General features: G+C 42.7%; 26 protein-coding genes. 15 read left to right on the forward strand and 11 right to left on the reverse strand.

The window, feature by feature from the left end; translation table 11 throughout:
- Positions 1 to 169: 169 nt before the first annotated feature.
- Together fliI and folE are read right to left on the reverse strand one after the other, a co-directional pair.
- Complete coding sequence (gene fliI / locus F3G98_RS07765) at positions 170 to 1,477, reverse strand: flagellar protein export ATPase FliI (protein WP_103611287.1); 1,308 nt, start codon at positions 1,475 to 1,477, stop codon at positions 170 to 172.
- Positions 1,474 to 2,046, reverse strand: coding sequence for a GTP cyclohydrolase I FolE (gene folE, locus F3G98_RS07770; protein ID WP_004317386.1), 573 nt, complete (start codon positions 2,044 to 2,046; stop codon positions 1,474 to 1,476). Before folE ends, fliI begins: the two co-directional genes overlap by 4 nt.
- Positions 2,047 to 2,183: 137 nt before the next feature.
- Here folE and tig point away from each other — a divergent pair, with 137 nt between their 5' ends.
- The 10 genes from tig to F3G98_RS07820 are packed head-to-tail and all read left to right on the forward strand — an operon-like array spanning position 2,184 to position 11,600.
- Positions 2,184 to 3,515 (forward strand): trigger factor, encoded by a 1,332-nt coding sequence (tig, locus tag F3G98_RS07775; RefSeq protein ID WP_149725978.1) that lies wholly within the window; start codon positions 2,184 to 2,186, stop codon positions 3,513 to 3,515.
- Positions 3,515 to 4,105, forward strand: a complete 591-nt coding sequence (gene clpP / locus F3G98_RS07780; RefSeq protein WP_004317374.1) for an ATP-dependent Clp endopeptidase proteolytic subunit ClpP — start codon at positions 3,515 to 3,517, stop codon at positions 4,103 to 4,105. The genes tig and clpP overlap by 1 nt, the downstream gene beginning before the upstream one ends.
- Positions 4,106 to 4,113: 8 nt before the next feature.
- Positions 4,114 to 5,148 (forward strand): GGDEF domain-containing protein, encoded by a 1,035-nt coding sequence (locus F3G98_RS07785; RefSeq protein ID WP_149725979.1) that lies wholly within the window; start codon positions 4,114 to 4,116, stop codon positions 5,146 to 5,148.
- Position 5,149: 1 nt separating this feature from the next.
- The gene (gene def, locus F3G98_RS07790) at positions 5,150 to 5,668 is read left to right on the forward strand and encodes a peptide deformylase (RefSeq protein ID WP_103608680.1); all 519 of its coding nucleotides are present in this window, start codon (positions 5,150 to 5,152) and stop codon (positions 5,666 to 5,668) included.
- Positions 5,665 to 7,170 (forward strand): YifB family Mg chelatase-like AAA ATPase, encoded by a 1,506-nt coding sequence (locus F3G98_RS07795; protein ID WP_103608681.1) that lies wholly within the window; start codon positions 5,665 to 5,667, stop codon positions 7,168 to 7,170. Before def ends, F3G98_RS07795 begins: the two co-directional genes overlap by 4 nt.
- Before the next feature lies 1 nt (position 7,171).
- Positions 7,172 to 8,575 (forward strand): NAD(P)H-hydrate dehydratase, encoded by a 1,404-nt coding sequence (locus F3G98_RS07800; RefSeq protein WP_149725980.1) that lies wholly within the window; start codon positions 7,172 to 7,174, stop codon positions 8,573 to 8,575.
- Positions 8,557 to 9,144, forward strand: a complete 588-nt coding sequence (gene purN / locus F3G98_RS07805; RefSeq protein WP_149725981.1) for a phosphoribosylglycinamide formyltransferase — start codon at positions 8,557 to 8,559, stop codon at positions 9,142 to 9,144. The genes F3G98_RS07800 and purN overlap by 19 nt, the downstream gene beginning before the upstream one ends.
- Positions 9,137 to 9,862: a TerC family protein gene (locus tag F3G98_RS07810; RefSeq protein WP_021087117.1), complete on the forward strand. Its 726-nt coding sequence runs from the start codon at positions 9,137 to 9,139 to the stop codon at positions 9,860 to 9,862. Before purN ends, F3G98_RS07810 begins: the two co-directional genes overlap by 8 nt.
- Positions 9,863 to 9,866: 4 nt before the next feature.
- Positions 9,867 to 10,256 carry a VOC family protein gene (locus F3G98_RS07815; RefSeq protein ID WP_103608684.1) on the forward strand — a complete coding sequence of 130 codons (390 nt, stop codon included), beginning with the start codon at positions 9,867 to 9,869 and terminating at the stop codon, positions 10,254 to 10,256.
- Between the two features lie 12 nt (positions 10,257 to 10,268).
- A complete protein-coding gene (locus F3G98_RS07820; protein WP_103608685.1) occupies positions 10,269 to 11,600 on the forward strand; it encodes an MATE family efflux transporter in 1,332 nt (443 codons plus the stop codon).
- On the opposite strand, the gene F3G98_RS07825 is transcribed toward F3G98_RS07820, so the two are convergent.
- Genes F3G98_RS07825 through F3G98_RS07840 form a run of 4 tightly spaced genes read right to left on the reverse strand, consistent with a single transcriptional unit; the run spans position 11,581 to position 15,580 of the window.
- The gene (locus F3G98_RS07825; RefSeq protein WP_004317440.1) at positions 11,581 to 12,387 is read right to left on the reverse strand and encodes a metal ABC transporter permease; all 807 of its coding nucleotides are present in this window, start codon (positions 12,385 to 12,387) and stop codon (positions 11,581 to 11,583) included. The two genes, F3G98_RS07820 and F3G98_RS07825, sit on opposite strands and share 20 nt — an antisense overlap.
- Positions 12,388 to 12,396: 9 nt before the next feature.
- Positions 12,397 to 13,179, reverse strand: a complete 783-nt coding sequence (locus F3G98_RS07830; protein WP_103608686.1) for a metal ABC transporter ATP-binding protein — start codon at positions 13,177 to 13,179, stop codon at positions 12,397 to 12,399.
- The gene (locus tag F3G98_RS07835; protein ID WP_103608687.1) at positions 13,176 to 14,669 is read right to left on the reverse strand and encodes a nickel/cobalt transporter; all 1,494 of its coding nucleotides are present in this window, start codon (positions 14,667 to 14,669) and stop codon (positions 13,176 to 13,178) included. Before F3G98_RS07835 ends, F3G98_RS07830 begins: the two co-directional genes overlap by 4 nt.
- A gap of 2 nt (positions 14,670 to 14,671) precedes the next feature.
- Positions 14,672 to 15,580, reverse strand: coding sequence for a metal ABC transporter solute-binding protein, Zn/Mn family (locus F3G98_RS07840; RefSeq protein ID WP_103608688.1), 909 nt, complete (start codon positions 15,578 to 15,580; stop codon positions 14,672 to 14,674).
- A gap of 144 nt (positions 15,581 to 15,724) precedes the next feature.
- Here F3G98_RS07840 and F3G98_RS07845 point away from each other — a divergent pair, with 144 nt between their 5' ends.
- The gene (locus F3G98_RS07845; protein WP_103597841.1) at positions 15,725 to 16,084 is read left to right on the forward strand and encodes a Fur family transcriptional regulator; all 360 of its coding nucleotides are present in this window, start codon (positions 15,725 to 15,727) and stop codon (positions 16,082 to 16,084) included.
- On the opposite strand, the gene F3G98_RS07850 is transcribed toward F3G98_RS07845, so the two are convergent.
- Positions 16,075 to 16,467: an acyl-CoA thioesterase gene (locus tag F3G98_RS07850; protein ID WP_103597840.1), complete on the reverse strand. Its 393-nt coding sequence runs from the start codon at positions 16,465 to 16,467 to the stop codon at positions 16,075 to 16,077. The genes F3G98_RS07845 and F3G98_RS07850 overlap by 10 nt on opposite strands.
- Positions 16,468 to 16,513: 46 nt before the next feature.
- Here F3G98_RS07850 and F3G98_RS07855 point away from each other — a divergent pair, with 46 nt between their 5' ends.
- Positions 16,514 to 17,239: a class I SAM-dependent methyltransferase gene (locus tag F3G98_RS07855; protein ID WP_149725982.1), complete on the forward strand. Its 726-nt coding sequence runs from the start codon at positions 16,514 to 16,516 to the stop codon at positions 17,237 to 17,239.
- Between the two features lie 20 nt (positions 17,240 to 17,259).
- On the opposite strand, the gene F3G98_RS07860 is transcribed toward F3G98_RS07855, so the two are convergent.
- Both F3G98_RS07860 and F3G98_RS07865 read right to left on the reverse strand, forming a co-directional pair.
- Positions 17,260 to 18,114, reverse strand: a complete 855-nt coding sequence (locus tag F3G98_RS07860; RefSeq protein ID WP_149725983.1) for a DMT family transporter — start codon at positions 18,112 to 18,114, stop codon at positions 17,260 to 17,262.
- Positions 18,111 to 18,860, reverse strand: coding sequence for a DUF4197 domain-containing protein (locus tag F3G98_RS07865; RefSeq protein ID WP_103580060.1), 750 nt, complete (start codon positions 18,858 to 18,860; stop codon positions 18,111 to 18,113). The genes F3G98_RS07860 and F3G98_RS07865 overlap by 4 nt, the downstream gene beginning before the upstream one ends.
- 108 nt (positions 18,861 to 18,968) lie before the next feature.
- Between F3G98_RS07865 and F3G98_RS07870 the strand changes: the two genes are divergently transcribed.
- On the forward strand, positions 18,969 to 19,526 hold the full coding sequence (locus F3G98_RS07870; RefSeq protein WP_021087026.1) for a manganese efflux pump MntP: 558 nt from the start codon (positions 18,969 to 18,971) through the stop codon (positions 19,524 to 19,526).
- Here F3G98_RS07870 and F3G98_RS07875 read toward each other — a convergent pair.
- Positions 19,523 to 20,281 carry an exodeoxyribonuclease III gene (locus F3G98_RS07875; protein WP_004317338.1) on the reverse strand — a complete coding sequence of 253 codons (759 nt, stop codon included), beginning with the start codon at positions 20,279 to 20,281 and terminating at the stop codon, positions 19,523 to 19,525. The genes F3G98_RS07870 and F3G98_RS07875 overlap by 4 nt on opposite strands.
- A 53-nt stretch (positions 20,282 to 20,334) precedes the next feature.
- Here F3G98_RS07875 and F3G98_RS07880 point away from each other — a divergent pair, with 53 nt between their 5' ends.
- Together F3G98_RS07880 and F3G98_RS07885 are read left to right on the forward strand one after the other, a co-directional pair.
- The gene (locus tag F3G98_RS07880) at positions 20,335 to 20,700 is read left to right on the forward strand and encodes a diacylglycerol kinase (protein ID WP_004317396.1); all 366 of its coding nucleotides are present in this window, start codon (positions 20,335 to 20,337) and stop codon (positions 20,698 to 20,700) included.
- Entirely contained in the window at positions 20,691 to 20,924 is a 234-nt protein-coding gene (locus tag F3G98_RS07885; protein WP_004317364.1) for a winged helix-turn-helix domain-containing protein, read from the forward strand. Before F3G98_RS07880 ends, F3G98_RS07885 begins: the two co-directional genes overlap by 10 nt.
- 29 nt (positions 20,925 to 20,953) lie before the next feature.
- Here F3G98_RS07885 and F3G98_RS07890 read toward each other — a convergent pair whose 3' ends face one another.
- Positions 20,954 to 22,519, reverse strand: coding sequence for a flavocytochrome c (locus F3G98_RS07890; RefSeq protein ID WP_149725984.1), 1,566 nt, complete (start codon positions 22,517 to 22,519; stop codon positions 20,954 to 20,956).
- Between the last annotated feature and the right edge of the window lie 151 nt (positions 22,520 to 22,670).

Consider the following 22,670-nt stretch of genomic DNA (forward strand, 5'->3'; position numbering starts at 1 on the left):
AATCGCCCGCTCCGTGAAATTTAACCTAGCAAAACCCTATAAATTTCAAATTTTCTACCACACTTTTTACATCAGCACTTTTTCGCACCAAAAAAGCAAAATTTATCGATCTTTTTAATAATAAATTTAAAAGGCTATGAAATTTTAGTAGTCAAATTTATAGAGAAATTTACTGATTGATCTTATCAAGCAACTCTTCGACCTCTTCAAGCGCAAAGGCCTCTTCTGAGCTTTGTTTTAAAAAGCTCTCCATAAATTCTTTCTTCGAGATAGCAAGGTCAAGCTCCTTGTCGCTACCCTTTTGATATGCGCCGATGCGAAGCAAGACCTCATTTTCTTTTAAAAGCGAGTAGAGGCGCTTAAATTTCATCGCATTTAGCTTGTGTTCTTTGCCGATCACGTCGCCCATGACACGCGAGGCCGAGTTTTGGATATTGATAGGTGGGTAGATGCCAAAGTCCGTTAGCTCGCGGCTTAGCACGATGTGTCCGTCTAGGATAGAGCGGCTTTGGTCAGCTATCGGGTCGCTCATATCATCGCCCTCGACTAGCACGGTGAAAAATGCCGTGATACTGCCCTTGCCCTCCTCTTTGCCAGCACGCTCCATTAGCTGGGGCAAGAGTGTGAGCGAGCTTGGCGGATAGCCCTTTGAAGTCGGTGGCTCGCCAAGCGCAAGGCCGATCTCACGCTGCGCCATCGCAAAACGCGTGACGCTATCCATAATGAAAAGCACGTCGTTGCCCTGCTGTTTGAAGTATTCAGCCACGCTCATCGCACAAAATGCGCCGTATTTTCGCATGAGCGAGCTATCATCGCTGGTTGCTACGATGATGACCGTGCCCTCCAGGTCGCCGCCTAAGTTTTTTTCGATAAATTCAGGCACCTCACGGCCACGCTCGCCTATTAGCGCGACTACTTTTATGGGAGCTAGCGTATTTTTTACGATCATCCCCATGAGGGTTGATTTGCCCACGCCAGATCCCGCAAAAATTCCTAGCTTTTGCCCTTTGCCACAAGTAAGCAGCCCATCTATCGTCTTTATGCCAACGCTAAAAGGCTCGTTTATAAGCCCCCTTTTCATCGCATCTATGGGTGCTCTCATGATCGGCATATATTCAGTCGTATCGATCGCCCCTTTGCCGTCAATGGGCTTCATAAATGGATCGACCACGCGACCAAGTAAATTTGGCCCCACCGGTATGCTCATGCCCTGATCGCTCTCATAGACAAAGTCGCCTATCCTAAAGCCCTCGACAAAGCCAAATGGGCTGATGTAAGCGCCGTCTGTCTTTATCTGCGTGACCATGCCAAGGCCGTTTTTACTCTTGTCTTTTGCCACTATGCGCACGATGTCGCCGATACTTGGGCGAAGTCCGGTGATCTCTATCGTAGTAGCCGTGATCTTTGTGATGACGCCGAAGGTATTTGAGAGCTTCACGCCCTCTTTAAGCTTTGAATTTATACGCTCTAAACTCAAAAATGCGTTTCCCTAGGCGAATTTATCAGCGAGAAAAACTCTCGCCTTGTGTCTGCGTTTTTGATAAAGCAGCCTCTAAGCGCCGAGGTCGTAGTAGTCGAGTTTATCTTCTCCACGCCCCTCATCTCAACACACATGTGCCTTGCCTCAACTACGACACCAACGCCTTTTGGAGCGATAACGTCCTCAAGTGCCTTTGCGATCTGCTCGGTCATCTGCTCTTGAATTTGCAAGCGTCTGGCGTAGATATTTACCATGCGTGGAATTTTACTAAGGCCAACAACTTTGCCATTTGGGATGTACGCCACATGCACGCGGCCGATAATAGGCAGCAAATGGTGCTCGCAAAGGCTGTAAAACTCGATATTTCGCATTAAAACCATTTCGTTATTTGAGCTGGTAAATAGCGCGTCACCAAGGACTTCTTTTGGGTCTTGATCGTATCCGCTAGTTAGAAATTTAAAAGCTTTATAAACGCGCTCTGGGGTTTTAATAAGCCCCTCTCTGTTTGGATCTTCGCCGATGATAGTTAGCATATTTTTAACTGAATTTTCAAAACTCTCTTGCATAAATTTTCTCCGTAATTTTATCGCCAAATTCTACGTTAAAACGCCTTTTATATCTATAAAAATTTACAAATTTACAATGAAATAAGGAAAATTCTGCTATATTTTGGGCTAAAAATTTGTATTCATAAAGGAATTCGATGGAAATCAAAATCAAAGCTCTAGATAGCGTAAATACCCTAGCAAGCACAACTATAAGTGCAGATGCTATAAAGTCTAGCGTAGAAAAACTAGCAAAAAAAGCGGCAAAAACTATGAAAGTAGATGGTTTTAGACAAGGCCATGTGCCAGTCGCTGTCGTGCTAAAACGCTACGAGAAAGAGCTGACAAACGACGCTGAGCAAGATGTCTTAAGAGATGTAGTCGAAGAGGCTATCAAAAAAGCAGGCAAGAAAAATGACGACCTTATCGGCGAGCCTATCGTTTCAAAATTTGATAGAAAAGATGACAAGATCGACATTGAGCTAACAGTTTCATTTAAGCCAAGCGTCGATGTGAGCGGCTATGAGAGCTTGATACCTGAGTTTTCAAACCCACGCGTTTTGAAAAAAGATATCGATGAGAAGAAAACTGAACTTCTAAAAATGATAGCTCCACTTGAAAAAGTAGAGAGCAAAAGAGGCCTAAAAGTGGGCGATTTTGCTAAATTTGACTTTGAGGGCTTTGTTGATGGCGTTGCATTTGATGGTGGCAAGGCTGAAAACTACGTGCTTGAGATCGGCTCAAATCAATTTATCCCAGGCTTTGAAGATGGCATGGTAGGCATAAAAGCTGGCGGCGAAAAAGATATCGAGGTTAAATTCCCAGAAAACTATGGCGCTGCACATTTAGCTGGCAAAGACGCTGTTTTTAAAGTCAAACTTCATGAAATTCAAGAGAGAAAGATCCCTGAAAAACTAGATGAAGAGATGCTAAAAACTATCCTTCCAAACGAAGAAAAACCAACTGAAGAGCTACTTGAAGAGCGTATAAAAGAGCAAATTCGCCAAGAGAAAATTTATAAACTTATAAACGAAGAGCTAAAACCAAAATTTGCTGAAGCTGCGGTTGAGAAATTTAAATTTGACGTGCCAAAAAATATCGTAGAGCAAGAGATCGATATGCAGTTTAGAAACGCATGGAGCTCATTTACTCCAGATGATATGAAGAAATTTAGAGAAGACAAAGACGCTCTAGCTAAAAAACGTGACGAGTATAGAAAAGACGCTGAAAATAGCGTTCGCCTAACTTTCATCATCGATGAGCTAGCTCGCGTAAGAGGCGTGAAAGTGAGCGATCAAGAGGTCGTTCAAGCGATCTATTTTGAGGCGTATAGAAGCGGCCAAGATCCAAAAGCACACCTTGAGATGTACCGCAACCAAGGCATGCTTCCAGCTATAAAGATGTCGATGATCGAAGAGAAGCTATTTAGCGAGCTTTTCAACAAAGAAAAAGACGAGAAAAAAGCAAGCAAAAAAGAGAAGGCTGAGTAATGAGCTATTACGTTCCTGTCGTAGTTGAAAGAACTAGTAGAGGTGAGCGAAGCTATGATATATACTCCCGTCTTTTAAAAGACAGGATCGTTATGCTAAGTGGCGAGATAGAGGACGGCATGGCTGCTTCTATCGTCGCTCAGCTGCTATTTTTAGAGGCTGAGGATCCAGATAAAGATATCTACCTTTATATAAACTCACCAGGCGGCGTGATAACAAGTGGCTTTAGCATCTATGACACGATGAACTACATAAAGCCAGATGTTTGCACTATCTGCATCGGTCAGGCCGCTAGTATGGGCGCGTTTTTACTAAGCTGTGGCGCACCTGGTAAGAGATATGCGCTGCCAAATTCTCGTATCATGATACACCAACCACTCGGCGGTGCTAGAGGACAAGCGACTGATATCGAGATACAAGCTCGTGAAATTTTACGTTTGAAAGAAATTTTAAATGGAATTTTGGCAAAAAATACAGGTCAAAAACTAAGCAAGATCGTAAAAGATACTGAGCGCGACTTCTTTATGAGCTCAGCAGAGGCTAAAGAGTACGGACTTGTCGATAAAATTTTGGAGAAAAGTTTTAAATAAGGTCCAAAGTGATAAAGATAGATAACGCACCAGATCCGAAAAGAAAAGCAGCTGAAGCAAAGCCAGCTGTCAAAAAAGAAAAGGTAAATATCTATAAATTTTCAGAGGACGTTTTGCACGAACTAAGCGACGACAACGTCCCATCTACGCCGACAAACTACTCTATCTACTTTGAAAAGATGCTTGATGGACAGTCAGATGAGTTTAGAAAAGAGATCGGCGATATCATCGTGGCAAATTCTGAAAGCTCAGTGCCAACAAACGGCAATATCTCTATCGAAAAAGAGGTAAAACAAGGCTTTATCCAGATAAAGAGCATGCTTCAAGCAGTCGTGCTCATCTATAAAAATTTAGGCGTTATGAGAAGCCTAGTGCAAAAGCGCATGGATGGGCTTAAAAACAACACAAACGTCCTTGCACTGCAAAATGTCTTAAGCGCCTTTAACCAAGACCTTATCAAGCTAAACGACCTCATGGACAAGCACCTTGACGTCATCAAGATGAGCTACGAAGAGGTCGGCAAGATGTTTAAGGCGATCGAAGAGCAGTCGATCTATGACACAACATACGAGGTCTATAACAAGAAATTTCTAGTAGCGACCATAAGCAGCGAGATCGAATCTGTTAAGCGCTACGGCTATAATGCCTCATTTTTGCTAGTCAAGATAAAAGACAAATTTGCAAACCGCGTTAAAAATTTAAAAGAGCGAAACAATATGTTTAAAAGCATGTCGCAGCTTCTTTTAAGAACTTCACGTAGAAGCGATATAGTCGCTCACTACGGCGATGGCTGCTTTGCTATGGTGATGAAATACACCGACGAAAACGGCACAAAGCAAGCGTGTGCGAGAATTTTAAACATGCTCTCATCTATGCCTTGGAAGATCGACAACGAAGAGTGCAAGCTCGAAGTGCAGATAGTCTCAAGCATGATCTCAAAGACAAAAAGCACCGAAGAGTTGCTCTCTCACGCGCTTGACAAGCTTGAGACCAACCAAGACCTAAATGAGCCACTATTTTTAGACGAGAAAGCAGAGAATTAGTTTGATCCTAGAAGTTTTATCCTATCCAAATAAAAAGCTTTATGAAATTTCAAAAGAGGTTGAGATTTTCGATGAGAAGCTTCACAAACTTCTTGATGATATGTATGAGACGATGATCGCAAAAGAAGGCATCGGTCTTGCAGCCATACAAATAGGCGTTGCAAAGAGAATTTTCATCATAAATTTAGCCAACGAAGAGGGCGTGCAAGATAAAGAAAATTTAATCGAGATTATAAACCCAAAATTTGAGCTACGTGAGGGCGAGTGCGTCTATCAAGAGGGCTGCCTTAGCGTGCCTGGCTACTATGAGGACGTTAAAAGAAGTGAGGTAGTTGCTATCAAATTTCAAGACCGCTTTGGCAAGGAGCAGACCTTAAAAACTGATGGGCTACTAGCGATCGCTATACAGCATGAAAATGACCACCTAGACGGACATCTTTTTATAGAAAAAATAGGCTTTAACAAACGCAAAAAATTCGACAAGGAATACAAAAAGCAGAAAAAAGAAAAGACATCATGAAGTCCCTAAAATGTGCTACTTACGGCGACGGACTAAAGATCATTGATGTTGAGTCTATCTTTTCTCGTGGGCTTCCTGGCTTTAGCATCGTGGGTCTTGCAAGTACCAGCATCAAAGAGAGTACAGAGCGTGTAAAGGCGGCACTTTTAGCGCTTGACTTTGCCTTTCCGGCTCAGAAAATAACCATAAATTTATCTCCCTCAGACCTGCCAAAAAGTGGCTCACATTTTGACCTAAGTATCGCCCTTTTAATCGCCCTTCAAAAGGCAAAAAGCTTGGAGAAAATTTTTGTTTTTGGCGAGCTTGGGCTAGACGGCAGCGTAAAAAGCACGGCAAATTTGTTTTCGATCCTACTTTTTTTAAGCACGCAGGTGCAAAATGCAAAAATTTTAGTACCTAGTGAGATAGCGCCCAAAGCTTCGATGATCCCAAATTTAGAGGTTTATGGCGTTAGCACACTAGAGGAGGCGATAAAATTTTTTAGCGACGCAGAATTTGCTAAAAGCACTCATTTTAACGCCACACACGAGCTATTTTCAAATGTGATAGAAGTTGGCGGCAAAATATATGTTCCAAATTTAAGCTTCGAGCTTGATTTTAAGGACGTTTTGGGTCAAGAAAGAGCCAAAAGAGCCTGCGTCATTGCAGCCGTTGGCATGCACAATATCCTATTTGAAGGCAGCCCAGGCAGCGGCAAGAGCATGTGCGCAAAACGCCTCGTCTATATCATGGCACCACAAAGCCTAGAAGAGGTGCTAAAGTCCGCCGCCTACCGCTCGCTAAACCTGCAAGATAGCGAATTTACAAGCACTAGAGCCTTTCGCTCGCCGCATCACACCTCTACTAAAAGCTCGATCTTTGGCGGTGGCTCAAACGTCGCAAAGATCGGCGAGATCGCGCTTGCAAATGGCGGAGTGCTATTTTTTGATGAGTTCCCACACTTTCCTAAACAGGTGATAGAAAGCCTCAGAGAGCCACTTGAAGATAATCAAATCCACATCGCAAGGGTAAATTCAAAAGTGACTTACGAAACAAAATTTATCTTCGTCGCCGCGCAAAATCCCTGCCCTTGTGGAAATTTATTCTCCCGCAATTTAAACTGCAAATGCAGTGAAAATGAGATCAAAAACTACAAAGCCAAAATTTCAGCCCCAGTGCTTGACCGCATCGATCTAAAGGTCGCGATGGATGAGAGCTCTCCAGGCGACAAGGCAAGTTTAAGCTCAAAGCAGATGAGCGAGATGGTTTTAAAAGCCTTTATATTTCAAAAAAAGCGCGCTCAAGAGGAGCTAAATGGCAAGCTTAGCGACGCGCAGGTGGCTAAATTTTGCACGTTAAATGCCGAGGCAAGTGAAATTTTACAAAAGGCCGCCACAAAGTACAACCTCTCTCAAAGGGGCATAAAAAGGACGCTTAGAGTGGCTAGAAGCATCGCCGATCTTGATGAGAGTGAGCAAATTTTAAAGCCCCACATCTTAGAGGCGCTTAGTTTTAGGGCATAGAATGAAAAATTTATATTTAGACACGAGAGTTTTAGACGAGCGAGCGAGCGAAAAATTTGGCCTTAGTGAAGAGCTTTTAATGGAAAATGCAGCCACAGCCATAGCAAATTTCATTCGTAAGAAATTTAAAAAAGGCGAGAGAGTGCTTGGCGTTTGCGGTGGCGGAAACAACGGCGCTGACGTGCTTTGTGCTTTAAGGATGCTAGAGGGTGAGTATGAGTGTGAATTTATCCTAGCTATTAAAAATTTAAAGCCACTTGCCATTAAACAGCTCGATCGAGCTAAATTTGCCAGCGTGCGAGAGAGCAAAAATATAGAAAATAGCTTAAATAGTGCAAAATGCCTCATAGACGGGCTTTTTGGCTCAGGGCTAAATAGAGCTTTGGATCAAAATTTAACTAATCTCATCTCAAAAATAAACGCTAGCCCTGCTTACATCATCGCTTGCGACGTGCCAAGTGGGCTAAGTAGCGAGGGCAAGGTGCTTGGCGCTTGCATAAAAGCAGACGCAACGATCACGATGGGAGCTAGAAAGCTAGCTCTTTATAGTGACGTGGCAAAGGACTACGTTGGCAAGATAAAGGTTGCCACACTTGGCATAAGCGCTCAAAACTACGAGTGCGAGAGCGACTATCACCTGCTTGAAAAAAGTGATCTCATGCTTCCAAATAGAAAAAATCAGTGCGTAAATAAGGGCGACTTTGGCCACGCATTTATCGTATCTGGCGAGCACATAGGAGCTAGCAAGCTTTGTGCAAAGGCGGCATTTGCCTTTGGGGCTGGGCTAGTTAGCGTGATAGGTGAGCAGGGTTTAAATTTACCAACGCATATCATGCAAGCTAGCAAGATAAGTGAGAAAATGAACGCTGGAGCCCTTGGCATGGGGCTTGGCAAAAAGGGCGTAGAAGAGCTTGAGGTGCAAAATTTAAAAGGCAAAATGCTTGTCCTTGACGCTGATATCTTTTACAGCCCAAAAGTGCTTGATCTACTAAGCAAAAACTGCGTCTTGACACCTCATCCAAAGGAGTTTTGCTCGCTTTTAAAAATTTGCAAAATAGCCGATATAGATGTGCAAACTTTGCAAGAAAACAGATACGCTTACGCTAAGGCTTGGAGTGAGAAATTTAAGGCTGTTCTTGTGCTAAAAGGGGCAAATACCATAATCGCCAAAGAGGGGCAAATTTACGTCATGCCTTATGGCAAAAACACGCTTGCAAAAGGCGGCAGTGGCGACGTGCTAAGCGGCCTTGTGCTAGCACTTTTGGCTCAGGGCTACGAGCCTCTTGGTGCTGCTATCTCAGCCACCCTAGCTCACGCGCTTAGCCTTAGAAATTTTGGCAAAAACAGCTACGCGCTCGAGCCAACAGACATCATCAAAGGAGTAAAATGCTTACGAAAAAGATAGCCGTGCTTTTTAGCGGCAGTGGCTCAAATTTAGAAGCGATACTTAAAAAAGTTCATAATCAAATTTTTAACGGCGTAAAGATCGAGGTTTGCCTTTGTATCTGTAATAAGCCAGGTGCATTTGGCATAGATCGAGCTAAAAAATTTGGGCTTGAAACGACGATAATAGAAAGTGCTAAATTTAAAAATCGTGAGGAATTTGACGCTGTTTTGGTGGAGCAAATTTTAAAAAGTGGGGCAGATCTTACGGTACTTGCAGGCTTTATGAGGATACTAACACCAGTTTTTACGGCGCAGATAAAAGCCATAAACCTTCACCCATCTATCCTGCCGCTTTTTAAGGGCGCGCATGCGATAAAGGAGAGCTTTGAGAGCGACATGATGATAGGCGGCGTGAGCGTGCATTACGTGAGTGAGGAGCTTGATGGGGGCAAACTGATCGCGCAAAGGGCGTTTGAGCGAGAGGACGGCATGAGTTTAGATGAGTGGGAGGCTAAAATTCACGCCATAGAGCATGAAATTTTGCCTGAGAGCATAATAAAAATTTTAACAAAGGAAGTAAATGTTTGAATGGTTGAGTTCGCCAGAGGCGTGGATATCGCTACTTACGCTAACTGGCTTGGAGATAGTTTTAGGCATAGATAACATCATATTTATCGCTATTTTAGTAGGCAAACTGCCGCCAGAGCAAAGGGGTAAAGGCCGCATTTTAGGGCTTGGCTTTGCGATGATCACTAGGATCATCCTGCTACTTTCGCTATTTTGGATCATGAAGCTTACAAAGCCGCTCTTTAGCATAGGCGAGCTTAGCATCACTGGGCGCGATCTAGTGCTCATAATAGGCGGTCTATTTTTGATAGTAAAATCATCAATGGAGATCCACGCAAACGCCACTGGCAAGCATGAAGAGGCTCACGAGAGCAAATCTCATCCAGGATTTTTTGCAACTATCCTAGAAATAGGCATTTTAGACATAGTCTTTTCGCTTGATAGCGTTATCACCGCAGTTGGCATGGCTCAGCACATCGACATCATGATACTTGCCGTCATCATCGCAGTTGGCGTGATGATGTTTGCCTCAAAGGCGATCTCTGAATTTGTCGATAACAACCCAACGATAAAAATGCTCGCACTAGCATTTTTGGTGCTAGTTGGCTTTGCGCTCGTGCTTGATGGTTTTGGCGTGCATGTGCCAAAAGGCTACATCTACTTTGCGATGGGCTTCTCACTAGCGGTTGAGTGCATAAATATCTACGCTAGAAAAAGGGCATTAAGAGATCAAAAATAAAGATGTGAGCCAAAATGCAGATAAAAATTTAGATCACATCGTGATAGTAGTAAGCGACGTTGAAGAGGCGCTTAAATTTTACTGCGACATTTTAGGCATGCGACTAGCTCAGAAAGACGGTCACATTAGCCTAAATTTTGGCTCACAAAAGATAAATTTACATAGGTTTGAGGGCGAGTTTTTACCTGCGGCAAAGCACCCAACAAAGGGCAGTGCTGATATATGTTTAATAGTTGAAGACGACATAGAAGACGTGCGCTCGGAGCTTCTTGCAAAAGGCGTAAAGATCGAGCTTGGCATCGTTAGGCGAAATGGAGCTCTGGGAGCAATGAAGAGTTTATATATTTACGACTTTGATGGAAATTTGATAGAACTTAGCTCATATGAAATTTAACAAGAAGGCAGCTTGGACCTACTAAAAGACCCGCTAAATAAACTAATCATCTCGCTCTCATTGCCAGCTGGCGTGGGCATGATGTTTAACACCCTTTACAACGTCACTGGCACATTTTTCGCCGCTAAAATTTCTACCATAGCAGTTGCTGGCATGGCGATGAGCTTTTTGCTCTATCTAAGCGTCGTTGGCATCGGGCTTGGCTTTGGCTCGGCACTCACCGCGCTAATAGGCAACAGCCTAGGCGCAAACAAACCAAAAATGGCTAAACTTTACGCCTCAAATGGCATCATCTTCGTGCTTCTTTTTGCCCTATTTATGGGGCTATGTGGCTACTTGCTAGCACCAAATTTACTAATCCTTTTAGGAGCTGATCATCACTACATCAAAGAGGCGCTTGACTACGCTGGTGTCATCTTTCTTGCAGCTCCATTTTTCTTGCTTATAAAATCACTTAACGGCGTTCTAGTCGCGCTTGGCGATACTAAAAGCTACCGCAACTGGCTATTTTGCGGCCTTTTTATCAACGCATTTTTTTGCTATCTTTTTGCCTTTAGCTTTGATCTTGGCGTAAAGGGCCTTGCTCTAGCGACGGCTAGCGTGCAGTTTTTAGGCATGCTCTATCTCTTTTTTAAAGTAAGAAAGAGCAAGATGATAGATCCTAGAAATTTAGGCTACTTCGTACCAAATTTCGCCGTCTGGGCAAAGATACTAAAGCAAGCCTTGCCAGCTTGCCTAAACTACCTCTCGATGTCGCTTGGCTCGCTCGTGCTTTTAAAATTTGTGAGTTTTTACGGCGTAAATGCAGTGGCAGGTTATGGTATAGCCTTAAGGATCGAGCAAATTTTAGTGCTTCCAACCATCGGCATGGCAGCTGCAGTTTTAAGCATAGTCTCAAGAAACTACGGCGCTAAGAGCTTTCAAAGAGTATTGCAGTGTTACAAACTATCGCTTCTTTTTTTGCTCATCTACTGCGTCTTTGCCTACATCTTTATAAGGCTTTTTGGTGAGAGCGCGATCAAACTCTTTGACAACACGCCAGCCGTGCTTGAGGTAGCCAAACTCTACCTTGGCATCAACTCACTTGCCTACATGGCTTACGGCACGATAAACATCTCAGGCAGCACTTTGCAGGCGATAAAACGCCCAGTAGCGATCTTTTTGCTAAATGGCTTTAGACAGCTCGTGCTTCAATGCTCGCTTTTTTACGCGGTGGTCTTTTGGCTGGGGCTTGAGATCAAATTTATGTGGCTAGCGCTATTTTTTAGCGTCTATTTTACGGCGATTTGCTTTTTGGCTTGGACGCTTTTTAGGTTAAAAAGAGCTACGAGCGCAAGCTTTTAAATTTAAAGCTAAATGCAAAAAAGCAAAGCGAGGCGACTAAGATGATGCTAGCTCCGCCTGTGAGGTTGAAATAAAAGCTGATCACAAGGCCGATAAAGCAAAAAATGATAGAAAAAATGGTTGAGATAAGCATCATTAGCCCAAGTCTTTTGGCAAAAATTTGCGCAATATAAGGCGGTATGGTAAGTAGAGCGATGACAAGTATTAGCCCCACGACGCGGATCGTAGCCACCACGCAAAGCGCCATCATGCAAACTAGCAGATAGTGAAAAAATGTCGTATTGACCCCGCGAAGTTTTGCAAACTCCGCATCAAAGCTGATCGCCACAAACTGGCGGTAAAAAAGCGCGATGAGCGCCAAAAACAAGAGGTCTAAAACGCTCATAAAGATAATATCTGTGCCGCTAACTGCAAGGATCGAGCCAAAAAGATAGCTCATAAGATCGGCGTTATAGCCAGGTGTGAGATCGATGAAAATGATGCCAATCGCCATGCCAATCGCCCAAATAGCGCCTATAACAGAGTCGATGTTTGTCTTGTCTTTTAGCGTGATCGTGGCGATGATGAGCGCTAAAAATAGTGAAAATATACTCGCTCCAAAAAGTGGCTCGAGTGAGAAGAAAAATGCAAGCCCTATGCCGCCATATGCGCCGTGTGCGATGCCTCCAGCGATGAAAGTCATCTTATTTATCACCACAAGCGAGCCTATCATGCCGCATATTATGCTTACTAAAATGCCAGCAATAAAGGCATTTTGCATAAAATTTAACTCTAAAATTTCACTCATTTTCTCTCTTTAAAATTTAAAAACATTGCTCTTTGTTTTTTCACAACCGCACTCGCCAAGTGCGATCTCGACATCACAAAAATGGCTGTGCGTTCTAGCTAGATGCTCGATAAATTCCCTCTTTGCAAGGTTTTCATGGGTTTTATGAATGTGTAAATTTTTACTCACGTAAGCGATCTTTGTAGCGTAATTTAGCACGATATTTAGGTCGTGACTTACCAAAACCACGCCCACGCCATTTGTGTTTATGCCCTTTAAAATTTCATAAATTTCAGCCTGCCCTTTTGTGTCGATGCTGGCTGTTGGCTCATCTAAGATGAGCACTCTTGCATTTGCGCAAAGCGCTCTAGCGATATAGACGCGCTGCCTTTGACCGCCACTTAGCTCGCCGATCCTCGCGTTTGCAAACTCCCTCATGCCGACTTTTTCAAGGGCACTTAGAGCAAGGGCTTTTTCATCTTTTGAGTAAAAACCAAAGATTTTTTTATCGATTAGCCCCATTAAAACGACTTCTAAAACCATCATCGGAAAGCTTTGATTTGAGAGGAAATTTTGCGGCACGTAGCCTATAAATTTACTAACCTCGCTTGGTTCTTTACCAAAGAGCTTGATCTCGCCACTTTGAGGCTTAAGCAGTCCCAAAATGAGCTTTAAAAGCGTGCTTTTGCCCCCGCCATTTGGACCGATTATCGCTAAAAACTCATCGCTACTATAGTTTAAGTTAATATCCTCTAAAACGACTTGTTTATCGTAGCTAAAGTTTAAATTTCTAATTTTTATAATATCTTTCAAAACAGACTCTTTTGCGTAAATGTCGTGACAAAAATGAAAAGTCCAAGCCAAAGCATGATGCCAAGGGCTACAAATTCTGCGTAGATTTTAAACTTTTTTAGCTTAATATTCGTGCTGATCTTTGAGCCAAAAACTGCCGCTACAAATATCACCACGCTCATGCCAAGCGCCATAAATACGCCACTTATCACGCCTGCAAAGTAGCTACCTATCTCATTTGCCAGCACAAAAACTAGTATCGTGCCAGGACAGGGCACCAGAGCCGCAGCGGCCGCTACTAGCCACTCCTCTTTGCTCTTTGGCTTTTTGGTTGAGCAAATTTGACAGCCACATTCGCTTTTAAATTTTGTATTTTTACTCAAATTTTGACTTAGATTTGATCTAAAAATATAAATTTTAGTTTCATTTTTGTTTGAGAGGTAAAATTTGATCTTTTTAATGAGCATAAAAATCGCCAGAAAAAAGATCACGACGCCAGAAAACGCAGTCGTTATGCTAGCAGTGTCCTTTGTGAGGTCGCTGCTTACTTCACGAAGCAGTAAAAAGCTAGCAAAGACAAAGACAAATGCACCCACGATGTGCAAAAAGCCGATCTTTAGTGCAAATAAAAACGCCCTTTTGTAGCTGCCTCCAGTTGCGGCAAAATATGAGCTTGTTAGCACCTTACCATGGCCTGCTCCAGCAGCGTGCAAGAAGCCATAGCCAAATGAGATAAATGCCAAAAATAGCAGTGCAAGCGGACTTTTATAATCCACGCTTCTTAAAATTTGCTTTAGCCTATCAAGCAAGCTTAGGCTAGTTTTTGAGACGATGTCAAATTTCGCCTCATCGATCTTATCTATCTGGCTTAAATTCTCATCGCTCGCGCCTGCTACTGGCTCTTTTAGCAGCTCTTTAAGCGCTGGCTTCTCGTTGTGAGCTTTGGCTGCTTCTTTGCTTGAAAATGTAAAAAATATCAAATTTGAGTTTGAATTTGGTATCGCCCAGAAGCTTTCACCCACCAAAAATGCGTTATTTTGCGTGAATTTGAAGTTAAAATAGCCCTCTTTATCCTCCATATCAACCGACACGACAAGACCATCAGCGACCACTAAATTTGTCTTAAAACTAACATCAAATTTAAGCCTGCCCTCATCAAAATAGAGCTTGTAATTATTTAAATTTGGCTCTATTTTAGTGGCGTTTTCATCCTTATAATAATACTCAATGTCCGTTAGATAGTGCCTTGGCACGAGGTAGTCTAGCAAATTTAAGCGGATCTTTCTAAGCTCTTTTTCATCTATCTTTTCATCTTGATTTAGGTCAAAATTTTGCTTCATCAGGTCTGAGAAATTTTGCGAGAAAGTCCAAGTAAAGGCTATCTGCGTGATGTTATTTTCTTGCGCGACAAATTTCGCGCTCACGTGAGCTGTTGGACTATAAAGCGAGCATAGAGCACACCCGAAGGCATTTATCGCTAGTAGGCAAATGACGATCAGGCGTGCTAACATTTTTATAGACTTTTTGCGAAAATTTCAGCCGTTTTTTTCATCTCGGCTAGCCAGTTTTCAGGCAGTTGGTCTATCATGACGACCTTTGAGCCAGTCTCTTTTGCGATCAAATTTGCAGCCTTTGTTGGAAATTGTGGAGCTACGAAAATGACCTTTACGCCGTGCTCTTTTGCTTCTTCGATGAGCTCTTTTAACTCAGCTGGCTTTGGCTCTTTGCCCTCTATCTCGATAGCGATCTGCTCTAAATCATAGCGCTTTGCAAAGTAGCCCCAAGATGGGTGATATACGATAAATTCGCGAGTTTTGACATCTTTTAGCTCGTTTTTGATAAAGCTATCAAGCTCGTCAAGGCTAGCTTTAAATTTAGCCAAATTCTCCTCATAAAGCTTTGCATTTTGCGGGAATTTCTCTATTAGCGCCTTTGCGATATTATCAGCTTGAGTTTTTACTAAGATAGGGTCAAGCCAGATGTGTGGGTCAAGGCCGTCATGGTGGTGGTGATGGTGCTCGCCCTCGTGGTCATGGTGCTCATGCTTATGCTCACCCTCGTGCTTGTGCTCGTGGTGCTCTTCATGTTCATGCTCCTCGCTCATAGCGATCTTTTCGATGCCCTCTTGCGTCTTTACGATGCGTAAATTTTTAAATGTCTTTGAGAAGCGATCAAGCCACGCGTCCTCAAACTCGATGCCGATAGCAAAGTAAAGCTCGCTCTTTTCAAGCTCCTTCATCTGCTTTGGCTTTGGCTCATAGGTGTGCGGATCAGCCCCTTTGCCAACCATCGCATTTACGCTAAGCGTATCTCCAGCGATCTGCTCGACAAAAAATTTCGTTGGCAGTATGCTAGTAGTCACAACCGGCTTTGCAAAAAGAGACAAAGCACAAACAGCTAAAAAAACGATAATTTTTCTCATTATCTCTCCTTTAAAAAATAATTGCGAAGTTTAGCAAAATGCAACTTGGTTGCAACTTAAAAAGCAAATGCCTAAATTTAGCCTTTTCTTTTAAATATAGTTTAAATCTTTTAGCGTTAATATACGCAAAATAAAAGGGCAAAGATGAACGCGAGAAATTTCTTAGAAGAGCACAATATCAAGGCTACGACGCTTCGAATAAAGCTTGTTGAAATTTTACAAAACGCCAAAACACCGCTAAGCTATGATGAAATTTTAGAGGGCCTTGACGCAAACAAGACGACTTTTTATAGAAGTATGGAAATTTTTGAAAAAGAAAATCTCGTTATAAAAACTGAAAACAACCACAAGAGCTACTACGAGCTAGCAAATGAAGCAAAAGCCTACTTCATCTGCGACGTCTGCCACAAAGTAACAAACATCGACATGCCACGCCTAAGCGTCGCTAAAAATATAAAAAGCGCCGTGATAAAAGGCGTTTGCAACGAGTGCGGTCACGAGTAAAGCGCGATGATCTCAGCCGGGATAGCTTTTGGGCGGTTTGTCTTTAGATCGATATAGACAAACTCTGTCTTGCCAGTTGCTATTAGCTCGCCATCTTTTTTAAACTCAAAATATCTGCAAGATGTCGCCTTACCCTCAGTCTGCGTGTAGGTGTGAATTTCTATCTTATCCATCAGCTTTGCGCTTTTTATATATTTTGCTTCATTTTTTCTAATGAGCCAAATTTCACCCCTTTTATACTGCGCCTCGACTGTGTCGCCAACAGCGGCGGAGTGGGCAAATGCGGCCTCTTGCATAAGGATGAAATAATAGACATTATTCATATGTCCGTGCATGTCGATGGCTTGTGGTGGGATGGTGACGTGATATATAAAATCTCTCATTTTTGACCTTTTTTGCTAAAATTATAACCAAAAATAAGGAGCTAAAATGCAAAATTTATGGGATAAAAAGGCGTCAAACTACCAAAGATTTGACGGCAAGATCAGCACTATACAGCAGCAAATTTTTGGTAAAGCCTTGGCTTGGGGGATAGACTTTAACGGTAAAGAAATTTTAGATATAGGCTGTGGCACGGGCGTTTGGAGCATATTTTTATCAAAAACGGCTAAGCATATAACAGGCATAGATAGCTCTGAAAAGATGATAGAAATTTTAAACGAAGACGCAAAGAGATTTGGCGTGACAAATTTAAGTAGCGAGATTTGCTCGTGGAGAGAATTTAAGCCAGCAAGGCTCTTTGATATCGCCATTTGCACGATGAGCCCAGCCATTGCGAGCGATGAAGATTTTGCTAAATTTCAAAACTGCGCCAAGCAAAAGCTCTATCTTGGCTGGGACAAGCCTAGAAGCTCTGACCTACTTGAGCCGTTTTTTGAAAAATTTGGCCGCGTGCTCTCTCAAAAAAACGTAGTAGATAGGCTTGAAGCGTGGCTAAACGAGCAAGACATCGCTTACAAAAGCGAAATTTTAAACGAAACTAGGATCGCTAGACGAAGCGTGCAAGAAGCTGCTGAGAATATCTGCTGGCACCTTGAGATAAACGGAGCTAAAAACTACGATGAAAAGGCGGTTTTAGCGATGTTAAAAGAGAGATTTGACGGCGAGTTTATAGACGAGAAAATAGAGTCGCAAATGAAGCTTTTTGTATTTTAAAGCTTAAATTTAGAGTAAATTTACTTGCCAAATTCGCTAAAAATGACGCCAAAGATGATGAGCATGGTTCCAAAAATTTGCCAGATGCTAAGTATCTCACCAGCAAAAAAGTAGCCAATTAGCCCAGCAGAGACTGGCTCTAGGCAGAAAAATAGGGCCGCCTTGCTAGCGGTCGTATATCTTTGGGCGATCGTTTGGACAAAGTAGCAAAAAATGGTGCCAATCACCGTCGTGATAAATATCGCTATGAAAAATTCCCTATCAAAATTTGGCACGATACTGCCCTGAAAAAACGCAAAAACAAGTGAAAGCATGGCATTTGTGAGAAAGACCACAAAGACAAGCAAATAAAGCTCGCTCTTTCTTACAAAGTGGCCATTTAGCGTAGTATAAAGCGCATAAAATATCGCACAAACAAGAGCTAACGCCTCGCCGCTCCCAAGTGCTAGCGTGGCGCCACTTAAGAGCCAAAGCCCAAAAATAGCGATGATCGCGCCAAAAATGGCAAAAATGCTTATCTTATTTTTAAAAAACACCGCCGCCATAAAAGGGACTATCACGCACTCAAGCCCCGTGATAAAGGCGACGCTCGAGCTAAATGTAAGCTTTAGGGCATAAGTCTGCGTTGTAAATGACAAAAACAGCACTGCACCAAGGATAACGCCGTAGATGACGCTCTTTTTATCAAATTTCTTAGTAAATTTAAGCGCGACAAAGCCCATAAAGATAGCCGAGAGAAAAAACCGGCAAAAGAGCATGACAAAGACGCCATTTGTCTTTAGCGCGTTTGCCATGGGTAAAAACGTAGCGCCCCAAACGATGGCAACTACGATAAGAGCGATGTCGGCTCTGTTTTGAGCGCTTAAATTTCTCATTTAAAGATCGAGTCAAGCACCTTTTTGCCGCTATCTAGGCTAAAGCCGCTTCTTAGCCCTTTTTCCTTCTCGCTCATTACGTTAAATAGCCCATCTAGCGTCTTTCTCGTGATATATGCGTTTAGATCCTCGCCATCATCTGGCACATATTCGCTTGCGCCTAAATTTTTAGCTAGGCTTTTGACTGATTTTATCGTTTCGTTGTTTTTAGCCGAGCCACCGATGAAAGAATTTAGCCCATTATAGGCTGTCGCAAAGCTATTATCACTCATCATTTTCTCGATTATCGGCGTAAATGCCGCCTTTAGCTTTTGGCTGGAGCTTTGCTGCAAATACTTCGTAACGCTGTCGCTGCCGCCGTTAAAGAGCTTTTTGACATCGGCCTCGCTCATATTTTTTATGCTCTCGCTAAAAATTTCAGCAGCCTTTGGCACGGCCGTGGTCGCAGCGTTGTTTATCGACTTGCTAAGGTCTTGCGCCCACTTCTCGCCGCCCACTTTTTTGGCTAAATTTGACGCCATTTCAAGGCTTTTTGGAAGCGGGATTTTAGCTGTGGCGTTGTTTATAAAGCCCTCTTTTGAAAGCTCGCTAACAGCGGCATTTAGTGCCTCGCTAACTAAGCTTTTATAGTCGCCGCTTGATGCGTGAGTGGCGATTTTCACACCTTTATTTATCATATCATCCATGCTTGCGGCTTGTAAATTTAAAGCAAGCGCGCCACAAAGAATAACAAGAGATCTCTTCATCTTCTCTCCTTTTTTAAATTTAAAGCAAAATCATACAAAAAATATCTAAACGCTTAAAATAAATTTAATATTTTTGCACTAGAATTCACCCTTTTTTGAGGGGAATTTATGCAGCTTTTACTTCTTAGCTTCGCTCTTAGCATGGATAGCGCAGCGCTAAATATGGCAAACGGCGCAAGGTATAAAAGCCTTGGCTTTGGCAAAATTTTATTTATCGCTTTTATGCTTGGCTTTTTTCAGTTTCTAATGCCGCTTCTTGGCTATTTTCTAGGCATTAGCTTTGCTAAATTTATAAGCTCTATCGATCACTTCATCGCATTTTTTATACTTTGTTTTCTTGGCTTTAAAATGCTAAAAGAGGCCTGTAGCAGCGAGGCTGGCGAGTCATTAAGTATGGATATTAAGACCATTTTTGTGGGTGCATTTGCCACGAGCATCGACGCACTCGCCGTTGGCGTCACGCTTAGCTTTGAAGCGGTTAGTATATTTAAGAGTGCACTCATCATCGGCGTAGTCTGCTTTGTGCTAAGTCTAGCCGCCTTTTACATCGGTAAATTTATGGGTGAAATTTTAGAGAAAAAGGCGCTTTTTTTAGGCGGAGCGATACTTATATTTTTAGGCTTTAAAATCCTAATCACCCACCTATTAGAAGAGGGAGTGCTCTAAATTTCTATCTCTATGCCAACTGGGCAGTGGTCACTACCAACAATCTCTGGCAGGATGAAGGCGTCTTTTAGCCTATCTTTTAGCCCTTGTGAAATGAAGAAATAATCAATCCTCCAGCCTACGTTTTTCGCCCTTGCGTTAAAGCGGTAGCTCCACCACGAGTAGGCGTCTGCAACGTCGCCATTTACGGCTCTAAAGGTATCTATAAAGCCACTTTTTAGCACCTCATCTATCCACGCTCGCTCGATAGGCAAAAAGCCTGAAGTTTTGGCATTTGCCTTTGGATTTTTCAGGTCGATCTCGCGGTGAGCGGTATTTACATCGCCGCAAAATATCACCTCTTTGCCGCTTTTTACTAGCTCTTTGCAGTAAGCTAGAAATTTCTCGTAAAAGTCCATCTTGTAAGCTAGCCTCTCATCGTCCTTTTGACCGTTTGGAAAGTAGATGTTAAAAAGCACGATATCATCAAATCTATGCTCCAAAACTCGCCCCTCCGTGTCGTCAAAAAAGGCCGCTTTTTGCGTCTGCACGTCAAATTTAGCAAGGCTCATCACGCCAGAGTAGCCAGCCCTTGCGCCTGAATTTACACTTATATCTTTAAAGCCAAGGTTGTAAATTTCTTTTGGCACGTCATCTTCTTTGACCTTGATCTCTTGCAGCCCTAAAAAATCAGGCTTAACCTCATCAAGCCAGCCAAAGCCATCTTTTGCCACGACTGCGCGCAGCCCATTTACATTCCAGCTAATAAGTTTCAAATTTCATCCTTTTTTTAATTATAATTATGCCAAAAATCACAAAAAGGAAAGTTATGAGAAACCAGCCAACGTATAAATTTTTTAAAAATTTTGGCTACGCAAGAGAGGGTTTGGCTGAAATTTTTAAAAACGAAAAGAGCTTTCGCATAGAAATTTGCATATTTTTGATGGCTACGATCTCGCTATTTTTTTGGAAATTTGACCTTATTTTTAATCTTTTTTTGATCTTTAGCATGGCATTTGTGCTAGTTTGCGAGTGCTTAAACTCAGCAATTGAGCGCATAACAGACCTTGCAAGCCCAGACTATCACGCCCTAGCAAAGGCGGCAAAGGACGCTGGAAGTGCGGCTGTGATGATCGCAAATTTCTTATGCGGCGCGCTTTGGTGCGTAGCGATAGGATATAAAATTTGGGGCTAGAAAAAGAAATTTACAAGGCACTTCTTGGTGAGAAAAAGATAAAGATCATAAATTTACTTTGCGAGCTAAGCGATGAAAATGGCTTTATCATGCTTAAAATTTCAGACATTTGCGAGAAGCTAAATGTGAGCAAACCAACCGTGATAAGCACGTTTAAGCTGCTTGAAGAGAAGAAAATTTTTGAGCGAGTAAAAAACGGGGTTTATAGATTTAAAAATTTATAGTGGCAAGCAAATGCCTGCCACTAGTAGTTTTAGCCGATAGTCTCAGCAGCGATCATACCAAATGTCAAACAATCAGTTATAGCCACTGATCCCAGACGGCTGGCTCCGTGAACGCCACCTGTGATCTCGCCAGCTGCATATAAATTTGGTATAGGCATTGCTGTTTGAGAGTTCATGACTTGGGCTTTTGTGTTGATATTTAGGCCACCCATTGTGTGGTGAACTTTTGGCGTGCCACGCTCTGCGTAAAACGGCGGAACTGAGATATCAATGCCCTTTGTCGTAGTCGCAGCAACTGGTTTGCCAAAGTCCTCATCAACGCCTTTTTTGACAAATTCGTTGTATCTTGCGACTGTTTTTTTGAGCTCATCAACTGGGATCTTATACTCAGCTGCCAAAGCCTCAAGTGTGTCAAATTTCTTGCAAATTCCAGCTGCGATAGCCTTTTCATAGTGGGCTGGAAGCATGTGAGGAAGTGCTCTTGAGTCGCAGAAGTTGATAGGGAAGTTTTTATCGTCTTCGCCCTTCTCATGGATGACTTTAAACATAGCTTCAGTTCTTGTCCTGCGGTCAGCTAGCTCGTTCATGTAGCGTTTGCCGGTTCTTGGATTGACTGAAATTCCAAATGGAAAAGCTCCATTTACGTTAAACATCGATCCCACGCCAAAGCCTGTCTCATCGGCACATCCCCATGGGCCGTACTGGATCCAGCTTGGCTGAACTGGATAAGCACCCGCTCTAAATGCTGCTAAAAGTGCGCCTGCTGTTGAGCCTGGTTGGTTTGTTGAGTCTGTCTCAGGCGTGATCCTTGGATCTTGAAGACGCCTAAAAATTTTATCCCTACAAAAGCCGCCAGCTGCTAGCACAACGCCTTTTTTAGCTTTTATATATTTTGTATCGCCACCTTTGTTTTCGACGTCGTCACTCATCAAATTGCCATCAAATTTGTAGTTTTCTCTGACGATGACGCCCACAACTGCGCCCTTGTCGTCAAAGACAAAATCATCAAATTTTGTCCTTTTTTTGATCGACGCGCCTTCTAATTTTTCAAATGTCGCAGTCATAGGAAGCACGATGCCAGCGCCACTGCCGACCTCTGTTTGAAGGCTTCTTGGCACTGAGTGACCGCCTGCGTGAGTGATCTGATCGATATATTTTGCACCACAATCAAGTGTGAGCTTGTAGGCATCTTGCGCTCTCTCGCCGATCTTTGCCAAAAGATCAACGTGGTTGATGCCGCGGCCTGCTTTCAAGCAGTCTTTGATAAATAGCTCGGTGCTATCTTTGATGCCAGCTTTCTTTTGCATGTCGCTATTTGGAACGGCAAAAATTCCGCCGTTGATGACAGAGTTGCCACCTGTGCGGCCCATCTTTTCGATCAAGACGACTTTGTTGCCTTTTTTGGCTGATGTGACTCCAGCTGCAAGAGCTGCAAAGCCTGAGCCGATGATGACTACATCATACTCCTCGTCCCACTTGACATCTTTTTCGTTCATCGCACTGGCCATTAAATTTGTAGCGCCCATGCCAAGTGCCGTGGCTCCGATAGCGCTAAATTTCACAAAATCTCTTCTAGATAAACCTGAATTTTTCATGCTCTCTCCTTTGAAGTAAGATAATTGCTTATTAGATTATACGACTTTTTTATTAAAATTTGCTAATTAATTTTTTAAATTAAATTTTATTAAAGCTAAGTGCGAGTTAGGCGGACTTTGGTAATATTTATTGACACTATTTTTATCCAAA

The organism is Campylobacter concisus (genome assembly GCF_902460895.1).
Lineage (GTDB): Bacteria > Campylobacterota > Campylobacteria > Campylobacterales > Campylobacteraceae > Campylobacter_A > Campylobacter_A concisus_BC.

Coding starts and splice junctions, on each gene's coding strand:
- folE (WP_004317386.1), bottom strand. CDS start 2,046: ATGCAAGAGAGTTTTGAAAATTCAGTTAAAAATATGCTAACTATCATC.
- tig (WP_149725978.1), top strand. CDS start 2,184: ATGGAAATCAAAATCAAAGCTCTAGATAGCGTAAATACCCTAGCAAGC.
- clpP (WP_004317374.1), top strand. CDS start 3,515: ATGAGCTATTACGTTCCTGTCGTAGTTGAAAGAACTAGTAGAGGTGAG.
- F3G98_RS07795 (WP_103608681.1), top strand. CDS start 5,665: ATGAAGTCCCTAAAATGTGCTACTTACGGCGACGGACTAAAGATCATT.
- F3G98_RS07800 (WP_149725980.1), top strand. CDS start 7,172: ATGAAAAATTTATATTTAGACACGAGAGTTTTAGACGAGCGAGCGAGC.
- purN (WP_149725981.1), top strand. CDS start 8,557: ATGCTTACGAAAAAGATAGCCGTGCTTTTTAGCGGCAGTGGCTCAAAT.
- F3G98_RS07810 (WP_021087117.1), top strand. CDS start 9,137: ATGTTTGAATGGTTGAGTTCGCCAGAGGCGTGGATATCGCTACTTACG.
- F3G98_RS07825 (WP_004317440.1), bottom strand. CDS start 12,387: ATGAGTGAAATTTTAGAGTTAAATTTTATGCAAAATGCCTTTATTGCT.
- F3G98_RS07835 (WP_103608687.1), bottom strand. CDS start 14,669: ATGTTAGCACGCCTGATCGTCATTTGCCTACTAGCGATAAATGCCTTC.
- F3G98_RS07840 (WP_103608688.1), bottom strand. CDS start 15,580: ATGAGAAAAATTATCGTTTTTTTAGCTGTTTGTGCTTTGTCTCTTTTT.
- F3G98_RS07845 (WP_103597841.1), top strand. CDS start 15,725: ATGAACGCGAGAAATTTCTTAGAAGAGCACAATATCAAGGCTACGACG.
- F3G98_RS07850 (WP_103597840.1), bottom strand. CDS start 16,467: ATGAGAGATTTTATATATCACGTCACCATCCCACCACAAGCCATCGAC.
- F3G98_RS07855 (WP_149725982.1), top strand. CDS start 16,514: ATGCAAAATTTATGGGATAAAAAGGCGTCAAACTACCAAAGATTTGAC.
- F3G98_RS07860 (WP_149725983.1), bottom strand. CDS start 18,114: ATGAGAAATTTAAGCGCTCAAAACAGAGCCGACATCGCTCTTATCGTA.
- F3G98_RS07865 (WP_103580060.1), bottom strand. CDS start 18,860: ATGAAGAGATCTCTTGTTATTCTTTGTGGCGCGCTTGCTTTAAATTTA.
- F3G98_RS07870 (WP_021087026.1), top strand. CDS start 18,969: ATGCAGCTTTTACTTCTTAGCTTCGCTCTTAGCATGGATAGCGCAGCG.
- F3G98_RS07880 (WP_004317396.1), top strand. CDS start 20,335: ATGAGAAACCAGCCAACGTATAAATTTTTTAAAAATTTTGGCTACGCA.
- F3G98_RS07890 (WP_149725984.1), bottom strand. CDS start 22,519: ATGAAAAATTCAGGTTTATCTAGAAGAGATTTTGTGAAATTTAGCGCT.